Genomic DNA, 12738 nt, shown 5'->3' on the forward strand with positions numbered 1-12738 from the left:
GTCGTTGTGTCGTGTTCGCCGCACCGGCCCGCGGGCCGGGGACGCTCCCGGGCCGCGGCGGCCGGCGCGGCTGCGGTTACTTCTGCGAGATGTAGGCGAGCGCCTGCCTGGCGACGCCCTCCAGGTACGGGCCGCTCAGCGTGGTGTGGGCGAGCGTGCCGATCGAGGTGTTGCTGACCAGCGCCAACCTGCCGTCCGGCATGGCGGCGAACCAGCCACCGCCGCTGGCACCGGCCGTCATGGTGCAGCCGATGGTGAGCATCGGCGGGCGGGCGGCGTCGAAGGACAGCCGGGTGGGCCGTCCGCCGTCGCACCTGTCGAGCTCCTGGCCGTTGAACGGCTTCACCGCCGGATAGCCCCAGGCGGAGATCTTCAACTGGTCGCGCGGCGCGTCGAACCAGACCGGCACCGCGGTGCCGATCGTCTCCTCCAGGGACTTCGCGGGATCGTCCGGGTTGTGGACGCGCAGCACCGCGAAGTCGTACTGGTTGGCGGCGTCCCCGCTGTGCCCGCCCTCGGCCGGCCACAGCGGCGAGGTGATCACCTTGTCGGCCCACCACTGCCCGAGCGGTGCGACCTCGGCCGGCTTCGCCTTGCGCCCGCCGCTCGCCGCCCCCGAACTGTTGTACGCGGGAACGAAGATGATGTTCTTGAACCAGTCGCCGCCCTTGCCCTGGTGGACGCAGTGCGCCGCCGTCCAGACCAGGTTCGACTTCCCCGGGTGCGCCGGATCGGCCACCACCGTCGCCGAGCACTGGCCGATGCCCTCGCCCGGCGCATTGCTGAACACCTTCCCGGAGGCCGGGTACCGCGTGTACGGGCGCTCCACCGCGACCGCCTGCACCGGCGCCGGATCCGGCTCGGTGCCGTTGTCGCCGGGCGGCGGCGGTGCGGCCGGCGGGGCCGGCTGCTGCGGTGCGGCCTTCTCCATCCGGTCCGGGTCCCACAGGTCCCGCACCACCGGGTTCTGGAACACGTGCTTGGACGCCCAGTTGTCCCAGTCCGAGAACTTCCAGCGCCTCAGCTCGTCCCAGCTCCGCGGCAGCCCCGCCAGCAGGCCCGACGGAAGGTCGGTGGGCAGCCGCAGCCGACCCGCCTGCGCGGACGCACTCCCGGAGGGCTCCGTGCCGCCCCCGCCCTCCGGCGTACAGGCCGCCACCGTCAGCAGCAGTGCCGCGGCGAGCGCCGACAACGGCCCCGCGCGTCTGATCAGTGCCATGGCTACGTCCCCCCTGACGTCGCTGTGTTCGAATCACCGCCGGTGCAGTCTCCCACCACCGGCGGCACGTACGCGCCGCGCCTGGTGCATGCCTGACGAGAGGTCACCGAACCGTGACCCGAGGCCTACCGTCAGCACACACCACCCCCACGAGTGAGTGATCGGCGAGGATTCACCATAACGAGTGAGGTGATCTTGTGGTCGTCCGCCACGGGTAGGTAACCCTTACCTGTCGCCTTCCGGGTGCCGTCCCCCCGCCGCACCCGTTCGACCCCCCGCGCCCTCGTACGGCGTGCCCCAAAGGAGCAGTCTTGAGCACCGCCCTCGCCGGAGCCCCGACCCCCGCCGCGCCGCCCGGACCCGCTGCCCGCCGAACGCCCCCCACCCCCGACGACCCCCTGCTCCACCCCGACCCGGCCACCGCCGCCGAACACGCCGGCACCGAAGCCGTCCTGCGCTGCTGGGCCCGCGAGACCGGCGCCCGCCCCGACCCCGCCGGACGCCTCACCGTCCCCGTCCTCGGCGGAGCCGCTCACCTCACCGCCCCCGTCCGCCACTGGTCGCCCACCGGCCGGCACCGCTTCGGCCCGGTCACCGTCACCACCGGACCCGGCGGACCCGCCGCACCGGTCGACGCCGTCACCGCCACCGCCCTGCTCGCCCGCACCCTCACCGACCGGCCCGAACCCGGCCGGATCGCCGACCTCGCCGCCCGCGTCGCCGACTCCGTCGCCCGCACCGCCGAGATCCTCGCCCACCACCGCACCACCCCCGACCCCGCCGGCACCAGCCCCTTCCTCCGCGCCGAACAGGCCCTGCTGCTCGGCCACCCCCTGCACCCCACCCCCAAGAGCCGCGACGGCCTCGGCCCCGCCCAGAGCCGCGCCTACTCGCCCGAACTCCACGGCTCCTTCGCCCTCCACTGGTACGCCGTCGACCGCACCCTGCTGGCCTCCGACTCCGCCACCGGGACGGCCGCCGAAACCCTCACCGCCGAACTCCTCGGCGACCCCCGGCTCCTCCCGCCCGGCACCGCAGCCCTCCCGCTCCACCCCTGGCAGGCCCGCGAACTCGCCCTGCGCCCCGCCGTCGCCGCCCTCCTCGACCAGGGCCTGCTGCACGACCTCGGCCGGCACGGCGACCCCTGGCATCCCACCTCCTCCGTCCGCACCGTCACCCGCCCCGGCACCCCCTGGATGCTCAAGCTCTCCCTCGGCCTGCGCATCACCAACTCCCGCCGCGAGAACCTCCGCAAGGAACTCCACCGCGGCACCGAGGTTCACCGCCTGCTCGAAACCGGCCTCGGCGCCGAATGGCAGGCCGCCCACCCCGGCTTCGACATCGTCCGCGACCCCGCCTGGATCGCCGTCGACCACCCCGGCCTCCCCGACCCCGACGGCCTCTCCACCGTGCTGCGCCACCAGCCCTTCGGCCCGCACGACCGCGCCGTCTGCCTCGCCGGCCTCCTCGCCGAACGGCCCACCGACCGGCTCGACTCCCACCTCGGCCGGATCGTCGCCGCCCTCGCCGCCCGCAGCGGCCGCACCCCGGCCACCGTCACCGCCGAATGGTTCCTGCGCTACCTCGACGCCGTCGTCCTGCCGATCCTCTGGTTCGACGGCCGGGCCGGCATCGCCCTCGAAGCCCACCAGCAGAACACCCTCGTCCTCCTCGACCGGGACGGCTGGCCCACCGGCGGCCGCTACCGCGACAACCAGGGCTACTACTACCGCGCCTCCCACGCCGAACGGCTCACCGCCCGCCTGCCCGGCCTCGGCAGCACCAGCGACACCTTCGTCCCCGACCACGTCGCCGACGAGCGGTTCGCCTACTACCTCGGCATCAACCACGTCCTCGGCCTGATCGGAGCCCTCGGCGCCCAGCAGCTCGCCGACGAGGAAGTCCTGCTTGCCGCCCTGCGCCGCTTCCTCGCCGGCCCCCGCGCCGCCGCCACCGGCTCCACCCTCCCCGCCCACCTGCTCACCGCACCCACCCTGCGCTGCAAGGCCAACCTGCTCACCCGGCTGCACGGCCTCGACGAACTCGTCGGCCCGGTCGAGACCCAGTCCGTCTACACCGACCTCGCCAACCCGGTGGCCGGCGCATGACCCCGCCCGCCGAGCAGCCGCCCGGCCACCGGACCCGCGACCCGCTCGACCGCGTCGCCGACTGGGGCCCGATGGCCACCCCGGCCGGCGAGTTCCGGCTCCGGCCGGTCCGCCTCCCCGACGACCTCCCCCTCCTCACCGGCTGGATGAACGACCCCGCCGTCGACGCCTACTGGCAGCTCGCCGGACCGCCGGAGACCACCGAACGCCACCTGAGGGCCCAACTCGACGGCGACGGCAGCAGCCTGCCCTGCCTCGGCCTGCTCGACGGCACCCCCGTGAGCTACTGGGAGGTCTACCGCGCCGACCTCGACCCGCTCGCCCGCCACTACCCCGCCGAGCCCCACGACACCGGCCTCCACCTGCTGCTCGGCCCGCCCGACGCCCGCGGCCGCGGCCTCGCCGCCGTCCTGCTCGCCGCCCTCGCCGACCGCATCCTCGCCCGGCGCCCCGCCTGCCGACGCGTCCTCGCCGAACCCGACACCCGCAACACCGCCTGCCGCCGCGCCCTCGCCCGGGCCGGCTTCGCCCCCGCCGGCGAACTCCGACTCCCCGACAAGCAGGCCGTACTGATGGTCCGCCGCCGCACCGGCCCCGCACCGGGCCCGGCCCGGCCCGAGCCCTACGACCTCCTCGGCGTCGGCATCGGCCCGTTCAACCTCTCCCTCGCCGCCCTCGCCGACGGCGCCGCCGACGCCGTCTCCGCCCTCTTCTGCGAGGCCGAACCCGAATACCGCTGGCACCCCGGCATGCTCGTCGACGGCGCCCGGATGCAGGTCCCCTTCCTTGCCGACCTCGTCTCCCTGGTCGACCCCACCAGCCCCTGGACCTTCCTCAACTACCTCCGCCACCAGGAACGCCTCTACCCCTTCTACTTCGCCGAGCGCTTCCAGCTCTCCCGCCGCGAGTACGAGCACTACTGCCGCTGGGTCGCCCACCGGCTCCCCAACTGCCGCTTCGGCGCACCCGTCACCGCCCTGCGCCGCGACCCGGCCGACGGACTCTTCCGCGCCGAGGCCGGCGGCCGGGAGATCCGCGCCCGCAACGTCGTCCTCGGCGTCGGCACCCGCCCGCACCGCCCCGCCGCCTTCACCGCCCTCGACGGCCACCCCCGCGTCTGGCACTCCGCCGACTACCTCGCCCGCCGCGACAGCCTCGACGGCGCCCGCGACATCACCGTCCTCGGCTCCGGCCAGTCCGGCGCCGAGGTCTTCCTCGACCTGCTGCGCCGCCGCCCCGACGACGGCACCCGGCTGCGCTGGCTCAGCCGCAGCCGCGCCCTCGCCCCCATGGAGTACTCCAAGCTCGGCCTGGAGCACTTCACCCCCGACTACACCCGCTACTTCCACAGCCTCCCGCGGGAGGTCCGCGACCGCCTGGTGCCCGCCCAGTGGCAACTCCACAAGGCCGCCAGCGCCGAGACCCTCGCGGAGATCCACGACCTGCTGTACGAGCGCTCCATCGGCCGTCCACCCGGCAGCGACCCGGTCGAGATCGTGCCCGGCACCGCCGTCGCCGCCGCCCGGCCCGGCCCCTGCGGAGGGCTCGAACTCCACTGCCGGCACACCGACTCCGGCACCGAGCACGTCCTGCGGACCGACGCCGTCGTCCTCGCCACCGGCTACCGCGCCACCCGGCCCGAGGCGCTCGACCCGATCGCCGAGTTCATCGACTGGGACGAACAGGGCCGCTACCGCGTCGACCTCGACCAGCGCGTCGCCACCCGGCCCGAACTCGCCGGCGGCCTCTACGTCCAGAACGCCGAACTGCACACCCACGGCGTCGGCACCCCGGACCTCGGCCTGGGCGCCCACCGCGCCGCCGTCATCCTCAACGCCGTCGCCGGCAAGGAACTCCACCCCCTCCCCACCCGCACCGCCTGGACGAGCTTCGCTCCGCCTGTTACTCGCCCGCTCGCCTCCGGGCCCTCCTGACCCGGCGCCGACGGTCGTCGCTCCGTCGCTGCGCTCCCTCGCTCCTCACTTTCGGCGCCGACGGGCCCTTCGGCTCGGGGCGGGCGGGGTAACGGGCCCCTGACTTCGTGGACGACCCGGTGCGCGGTGCCCACGAATCGTCCGTACCCGCCGCTCTGTCGCCCGCTCGCCTCCGGGCCCTCCTGACCCGGCGCCGACGGTCGTCGCTCCCGCGTTTCTCCCTTTCGGCACCGGCGGGCCCTTCGGTTCGGGGCGGTGCCGCTGCCGCGCGGTGACAGTGCTGTGCGGGGCGTCCCGGAAATCCCGGGCCGGTGGCGGCGACGGTTCGTCCACGTCCCCGGCCGCGCGCACGGCGCACTCCTCGGCGCAGGGCGAGGTCGGCCCGCCGCGACCGGGCCCGATTGTCGGTGCGGCGCCGTAGGGTGGTCGGCGTCATGACGAACGACTCCGCACCCCTGCCTCTGCCGGGCGACGACGACGCGCCGGGCCCCCGTACCGCGGTCCCGCATCCCGGAGCTGCTGCACGCCGCCGTCACGGCCGTCGGGGGCGTGGAGCGCCCCGGCCAGGCCAGGATGGCCGAGGCCGTCGCCGACGCAGTCGACGAGGGCGAGCACCTCCTCGTCCAGGCCGGCACCGGCACCGGAAAGTCCCTCGCCTACCTGGTGCCCGCGCTCGCGCACGGCGACCGCGTCGTGGTGGCCACCGCCACCCTCGCCCTGCAGCGCCAGCTCGTCGAGCGCGACCTGCCCCGCACCGTCGACGCCCTGCACCCGGTGCTGCGCCGCCGGCCGCAGTTCGCGATGCTCAAGGGCCGCTCCAACTACGTGTGCCTGCACCGGGTGCACGAGGGCACCCCGGTGGACGAGGGCGAGGGCCTGTTCGACGCCGCCGAGGTGCTCGGCGGGCCGAGCAGCAAGCTCGGGCAGGACGTCGTGCGGCTGCGCGAATGGGCCGAGGAGACCGAGACCGGAGATCGCGACGACCTCTCGCCCGGCGTCTCCGACAAGGCCTGGGCCCAGCTGTCCGTGAGCTCCTCGGAGTGCCTGGGCGCCTCCAAGTGCCCCTACGGCCAGGAGTGCTTCGCCGAGGCCGCGCGCGAGCGGGCGAAGACCGCCGACGTCGTCGTCACCAACCACGCGATGCTGGCGATCGACGCCATCGAGGGCGCCCCGGTGCTGCCCGAGCACGGGCTGCTGATCATCGACGAGGCCCACGAGCTGGTGAACCGGGTGACCGGCGCCGCCACCGCCGAGCTCACCGTGCACGCCGTGAACCGGGCCGTCCGGCGTGCTGCCAAGCTGGCCAACGAGAAGGCCGTGGACGCCCTCCAGGCCGCCGCGGAGAACTACCACGGGCTGATGGAGACGGCACAGCCCGGCCGGGTCGAGGAGCTGCCGGAGTACCTGGCGTACGCCGTCACGGCCATCCGGGACGCCGCCCGCCAGGTGATCACCTCGCTCGGCGAGACCCGCGACCGGGCGCTCTCCGACGAGGACGCCGTCCGCAAGCAGGCGATGGCCTCCGCCGAGTCGCTGCACGAGACCGCCGACCGGCTGCTCCAGGATTCGGCCTACGACGTGGTGTGGATCGAGCGCAGCGACCGCTTCGGCATGGGCACCGCCTCGCTGCGGGTCGCCCCGCTCTCCGTCTCCGGGCTGCTCAGGGAGAACCTCTACCGGGACCGCTCGGTGGTGCTCACCTCCGCCACCCTCAAGCTGGGCGGCGACTTCAACGGGGTCGCGGCCTCGGTCGGCCTGCCCGTCGAGGGCCGGCTGCCGGACGAGCGCACCCCCGGCGAGACCCTGCCCGAGGGCGGCGAGGAGGCGCCGCCGCCGTGGCGCGGCCTGGACGTCGGCTCCCCGTTCACCTACCCCAAGCAGGGCATCCTCTACGTCGCCAAGCACCTGCCGCCGCCCGGCCGCGAGCCGGACCGGCCGGCCATGCTGGACGAGCTGGCGGAGCTGATCGGCGCGGCGGGCGGGCGCACCCTCGGCCTGTTCTCCTCGATGCGGGCGGCGCAGGCCGCCGCCGAGGCGCTGCGCGAGCGGCTGGACCAGCCGATCCTGCTGCAGGGCGAGGAGACGCTGGGCGAGCTCATCCGCAGGTTCGCGGCGGACGCGCAGACCTGCCTGTTCGGCACCCTGTCGCTGTGGCAGGGCGTGGACGTGCCCGGGTCCTCCTGCCAGCTGGTGGTGATGGACCGTATCCCGTTCCCGCGGCCGGACGACCCGCTGATGAGCGCCCGCCAGAAGGCGGTGGAGGAGGCCGGCGGCAACGGCTTCATGGCGGTGGCGGCCACCCATGCGGCGCTGCTGATGGCCCAGGGCGCCGGCCGGCTGGTCCGCGCGGCGGACGACCGGGGAGTGGTGGCGGTGCTGGACCCGCGGCTGGCCACGGCCCGGTACGGCGGCTTCTTCCGTTCCTCGATGCCGGACTTCTGGTACACCACCGACCGCAACCAGGTCCGCCGCTCGCTCGCCGCGATCGACGCCTCCGCACCCCCGGTCAAGTAGATCGGTCGACCACACGGGTCGACCACGCGAAGGGGGCGCGGGGAACTGCGCGACCCATGACCGGTGCGCCCGGACTTCCCGGTGCACCCGCCATGGGCTGCGCAGTTCCCCGCGCCCCCTTCGCGGTCTTCGTCAGAGGCGGCGCAGCACGGCCACGACCTTGCCGAGGATGGTGGCGTTGTCGCCCGGGATCGGGTCGTACGCGGGGTTGTGCGGCATCAGCCAGATCTTGCCGTCCTCGCGCTTGAGGCGCTTGACGGTGGCCTCGCCGTCGATCATCGCGGCGACGATGTCGCCGTTCTCCGCGACCGGCTGCCGCCGGACGGTGACCCAGTCGCCGTCGCAGATGGCCGCCTCGATCATCGAGTCGCCGCGGACGGTGAGCGCGAAGAGCTCGCCCTCGCCGACCAGCTGGCGCGGCAGCGGGAAGACGTCCTCGACCGTCTGCTCGGCGAGGATGGGCCCGCCGGCGGCGATCCGGCCGACCAGCGGCACGTACGAGGTGGAGGGGCGGCCGGCCGTCTCGGCGGTGTTGGGGCGGGCGACCTCGACGCCGCGCACCTCGTAGGCGCGGGGGCGGTGCGGGTCGCGGCGGAGGAAGCCCTTGCGCTCCAGGGCCATCAGCTGGTGGGCGACGGAGGAGGTGGAGGAGAGGCCGACCGCCTGGCCGATCTCGCGCATGGACGGCGGGTACCCCCGGCGCTGGACCGAATCCCTGATGACCTCGATGACGCGGCGCTGGCGCTCCGTCAGACCGGCCTCGTCGGTGCGGATGCCGGGCGGGCGGCCGGGCAGGGAGCGGGTGGGGACGGGTGTGCCGAGCACGTCGTCCTGCACGGCGGCGTGCTCGATCGGCTGGCTACGGCTCATGCTGTGGTCCACGCCTTGCTGGTCCGTGGTGCGCGCGGAGCGCTCCTGCACCGGGATGGAGTTGCTCTTGAGATCTACGGTGTTCATCGCGGCCCCTCATTGGACAGGCGTTTCTCCCTTGCCCTGCTCAACTGGTGCCCCTATCGAAAGGTTGCGCCAAACACACGTTCGAGTGAATTATTTAGCAGTCTGCTGACGCGATCAAGGCTTTGGGTGTACATCGATTAAATGTTCGACTCCCGCAGTCTATTTCACCGCCTCCGAGGATTTCGACCCGGTCGGCGGAACGGCTGGGAACGAACCCGCGGCGTCCGGCGTGGCGAGCGGCCCCGGCGCTAGATCTTGTGCCAGTCTCTCCGCTCGGGCCCACAGGTTGTGGTCGGCTTGCTGTGTACCCCCGCCCATCGCATAGAGTGTCCCGGTCCGCTGTCATGCCGTTCGGGAGGGAGTTCTCAGGTGCACTGCCCCTTCTGCCGGCATCCTGACAGCCGGGTCGTGGACAGCCGGGCCAGCGACGACGGCAGCTCCATCCGCCGCCGGCGCCAGTGCCCCGACTGCGGTCGGCGGTTCACCACCGTCGAAACCGCCACCCTGATGGTGATCAAGCGCAGCGGCGTCACCGAGCCCTTCTCCCGCGAGAAGGTGATCTCCGGCGTCCGCAAGGCCTGCCAGGGCCGCCCGGTCACCGAGGACGCGCTCGCCCAGCTCGGCCAGCGGGTCGAGGAGTGCGTGCGGGCCTCCGGCAGCGCCGAGCTGTCCACCCACGACGTCGGCCTGGCCATACTGGGCCCGCTCAAGGAGCTCGACGTCGTCGCGTACCTGAGGTTCGCGTCCGTCTACCGGGCCTTCGACGGCCTGGAGGACTTCGAGGCCGCCATCGCGGAGCTCCGCGCCGAGCAGCCCTTCGTTCCGGAGGTCGGCACCGCGGTGCCGACCCCCGTCGCCGCGCCCTAGGGCCGCGGCAGGTCCACCGCTTCGACCGTCCGCGGTCGGCGCGTGCCCACGCAACGGGTACAGAACACAACACAACGTGCGAAAGCGGCCGGTGTCCGCGGCTGCCCGCACACCAGGAAGCGAACCACCGGATGCCCCGTAAGCCGGAAGCATCGGGGCGTCCAGGGCGTTTGCCCAGGAGGAGGAGAAGAAGTGACCGACACGACGAGCGGTTCCGCACGCGGGTCCAAGTCCGCGAAGGCGACCAGGGCGGCCGGCAAGGCCCCCGAGGGCGGGCTGCGGATCGAGCGCATCTACACCACTCCTGGCGTCCACCCCTACGACGAGGTGACCTGGGAGCGTCGCGACGTCGTCATGACCAACTGGCGTGACGGCTCGATCAACTTCGAGCAGCGCGGCGTCGAGTTCCCCGACTTCTGGTCGGTCAACGCGGTCAACATCGTGACCTCGAAGTACTTCCGCGGCGCCGTCGGCACCCCGCAGCGCGAGTGGAGCCTCAAGCAGATCATCGACCGGGTGGTGCTGACCTACCGCGCCGCCGGCGAGAAGCACGGCTACTTCGCCACCCCGGGCGACGCCGAGATCTTCGAGCACGAGCTGACCCACGCCCTCCTCCACCAGGTGTTCAGCTTCAACTCGCCGGTCTGGTTCAACGTCGGCACCAAGCAGCCCCAGCAGGTCTCCGCCTGCTTCATCCTGGCCGTCGACGACTCCATGGAGTCGATCCTCGACTGGTACAAGGAAGAGGGCATGATCTTCAAGGGCGGCTCCGGCGCCGGCCTCAACCTCTCCCGCATCCGCTCCAGCAAGGAGCTGCTGTCCTCCGGCGGCAACGCCTCCGGCCCGGTCTCCTTCATGCGCGGCGCCGACGCCTCCGCCGGCACCATCAAGTCGGGCGGCGCCACCCGCCGCGCGGCCAAGATGGTCGTCCTGGACGTCGACCACCCGGACGTCGAGGCCTTCATCGAGACCAAGGTGAAGGAGGAGGAGAAGATCCGCGCCCTGCGCGACGCCGGGTTCGACATGGACCTGGGCGGCGACGACATCACCTCCGTCCAGTACCAGAACGCCAACAACTCCGTCCGCGTCTCCGACGAGTTCATGACCGCGGTCGAGAACGGCACCGCCTTCGGCCTGCGCGCCCGGATGACCGGCGAGGTCATCGAGACCGTCGACGCCAAGAAGCTCTTCCGCAAGATGGCCGAGGCCGCCTGGGCCTGCGCCGACCCGGGCATCCAGTACGACTCGACCATCAACCACTGGCACACCTGCCCGGAGTCCGGCCGCATCAACGCGTCCAACCCCTGCTCCGAGTACATGCACCTGGACAACTCCAGCTGCAACCTCGCCTCGCTCAACCTGATGAAGTTCCTGCGCGACGACGACTCTTTCGACGCCGCGACCTTCGCCAAGGTCGTCGAGCTGGTTATCACCGCGATGGACATCTCCATCTGCTTCGCCGACTTCCCGACCGAGAAGATCGGCGAGACCACCCGCGCCTACCGCCAGCTCGGCATCGGCTACGCCAACCTCGGCGCCCTGCTGATGGCCACCGGCCACGCGTACGACTCCGAGGGCGGCCGCGCCCTGGCCGGCGCCATCACCTCGCTGATGACCGGCACCGCCTACCGCCGCGGCGCCGAACTCGCCGCCGTGGTCGGCCCGTACGACGGCTACGCCCGCAACGCCGCCGCCCACCGGCAGGTCATGCAGCAGCACGCGGACGCCAACGCCGCCGCCGTCTCGGTCGACGACCTGGACGCCCCGGTGTGGGCCGCCGCCACCGACACCTGGGGCGACGTGATCCGCCTCGGTGCCGCGAACGGCTTCCGCAACGCGCAGGCCTCGGTGCTCGCCCCGACCGGCACCATCGGCCTGATGATGGACTGCGACACCACCGGCGTCGAGCCCGACCTCGCCCTGGTGAAGTTCAAGAAGCTCGTCGGCGGCGGCTCGATGCAGATCGTCAACGGCACCGTCCCGCGCGCCCTGAGGCGCCTCGGCTACCAGGACGAGCAGGTCGAGGCGGTCGTCGCCCACATCGCCGAGCACGGCAACGTGATCGACGCCCCGGGCCTGAAGGCCGCCCACTACGAGGTCTTCGACTGCGCGATGGGCGAGCGTTCCATCTCCCCGATGGGCCACGTCCGGATGATGTCGGCGATCCAGCCGTGGATCTCCGGCGCCATCTCCAAGACGGTCAACATGCCGGAGAACGCCTCGGTCGAGGACGTCGAGGAGATCTACTTCCAGGCCTGGAAGCTCGGTGTGAAGGCGCTCGCGATCTACCGCGACAACTGCAAGGTCGGCCAGCCGCTCTCGGCGAAGACCAAGACCCCGGCCGTCGAGGAGAAGGCCGCCGAGGCGCCCGCCGCGGTCGAGAAGGTCGTCGAGTACCGCCCCGTCCGCAAGCGCCTCCCCAAGGGCCGCCCGGGCATCACCACCTCCTTCACGGTGGGCGGCGCCGAGGGCTACATGACCGCCAACTCCTACCCGGACGACGGCCTGGGCGAGGTCTTCCTGAAGATGTCCAAGCAGGGTTCGACCCTCGCGGGCATGATGGACGCCTTCTCCATCGCCGTCTCGGTCGGCCTGCAGTACGGCGTGCCGCTGGAGACCTACGTCTCGAAGTTCACCAACATGCGCTTCGAGCCGGCCGGTCTGACCGACGACCCGGACGTGCGGATGGCCCAGTCGATCGTCGACTACATCTTCCGCCGCCTGGCGCTGGACTTCCTGCCGTTCGAGACCCGTTCCGCGCTCGGCATCCACTCCGTCGAGGAGCGCACCCGGCACCTGGAGACCGGCTCGTACGAGCCCGTCGAGGAGGACGTGGACGTGGAGGGCCTCGCCCAGTCCGCGCCGCTCGCCGCCCCCAAGGCCGCCGAGCAGCCCGCCCCGGCGAAGCCGCAGGCCGCCCCGGCCCAGGCCCACAACTCCACCGAACTGGTGGAGATCCAGCTGGGCCTGAACGCCGACGCGCCGCTCTGCTTCTCCTGCGGCACCAAGATGCGTCGCGCCGGCAGCTGCTACCTCTGCGAGGGCTGCGGCTCCACCAGCGGCTGCAGCTGACGATCCTGCGGCTGGGCGGACGACGCTGAGCCGTGGAAAGGGCCGGACCCCGATCGGGGTCCGGCCC

At 72.9% G+C, this 12738-nt stretch carries 7 protein-coding genes; 5 read left to right on the plus strand and 2 right to left on the minus strand.

Annotated elements, in window-relative coordinates; all coding sequences use genetic code 11:
• Nucleotides 1-76: 76 nt before the first annotated feature.
• Nucleotides 77-1219, minus strand: coding sequence for a trypsin-like serine peptidase (locus ACQ614_RS24375; RefSeq protein WP_431680784.1), 1143 nt, complete (start codon nt 1217-1219; stop codon nt 77-79).
• A gap of 311 nt (nt 1220-1530) precedes the next feature.
• On the opposite strand from ACQ614_RS24375, the gene ACQ614_RS24380 reads away from it, so the two are divergent.
• The 3 genes from ACQ614_RS24380 to ACQ614_RS24390 all read left to right on the plus strand — a co-directional run bounded on the left by ACQ614_RS24380 (nt 1531) and on the right by ACQ614_RS24390 (nt 7775).
• Nucleotides 1531-3327, plus strand: a complete 1797-nt coding sequence (locus tag ACQ614_RS24380) for an IucA/IucC family protein (RefSeq protein WP_431680785.1) — start codon at nt 1531-1533, stop codon at nt 3325-3327.
• Nucleotides 3324-5261 carry a GNAT family N-acetyltransferase gene (locus tag ACQ614_RS24385; protein ID WP_431680786.1) on the plus strand — a complete coding sequence of 646 codons (1938 nt, stop codon included), beginning with the start codon at nt 3324-3326 and terminating at the stop codon, nt 5259-5261. Before ACQ614_RS24380 ends, ACQ614_RS24385 begins: the two co-directional genes overlap by 4 nt.
• 507 nt (nt 5262-5768) lie before the next feature.
• Complete coding sequence (locus ACQ614_RS24390; protein WP_431684011.1) at nt 5769-7775, plus strand: ATP-dependent DNA helicase; 2007 nt, start codon at nt 5769-5771, stop codon at nt 7773-7775.
• 132 nt (nt 7776-7907) lie between these two features.
• Here ACQ614_RS24390 and lexA read toward each other — a convergent pair whose 3' ends face one another.
• Entirely contained in the window at nt 7908-8645 is a 738-nt protein-coding gene (gene lexA / locus ACQ614_RS24395) for a transcriptional repressor LexA (RefSeq protein WP_363491011.1), read from the minus strand.
• 456 nt (nt 8646-9101) lie between these two features.
• Between lexA and nrdR the strand changes: the two genes are divergently transcribed.
• Nucleotides 9102-9599, plus strand: a complete 498-nt coding sequence (gene nrdR / locus ACQ614_RS24400; protein ID WP_431680787.1) for a transcriptional regulator NrdR — start codon at nt 9102-9104, stop codon at nt 9597-9599.
• 192 nt (nt 9600-9791) lie between these two features.
• A complete protein-coding gene (locus ACQ614_RS24405; RefSeq protein ID WP_431680789.1) occupies nt 9792-12671 on the plus strand; it encodes a vitamin B12-dependent ribonucleotide reductase in 2880 nt (959 codons plus the stop codon).
• Nucleotides 12672-12738 lie beyond the last annotated feature (67 nt).

The organism is Kitasatospora dryopteridis, assembly GCF_050749075.1.
Taxonomy (GTDB): domain Bacteria; phylum Actinomycetota; class Actinomycetes; order Streptomycetales; family Streptomycetaceae; genus Kitasatospora.

Bases quoted from the DNA above. Each gene is read 5' to 3' on its own strand.
- ACQ614_RS24375 (WP_431680784.1), bottom strand. From the start codon at position 1,219: ATGGCACTGATCAGACGCGCGGGGCCGTTGTCGGCGCTCGCCGCGGCA.
- ACQ614_RS24385 (WP_431680786.1), top strand. From the start codon at position 3,324: ATGACCCCGCCCGCCGAGCAGCCGCCCGGCCACCGGACCCGCGACCCG.
- lexA (WP_363491011.1), bottom strand. From the start codon at position 8,645: ATGAGCCGTAGCCAGCCGATCGAGCACGCCGCCGTGCAGGACGACGTG.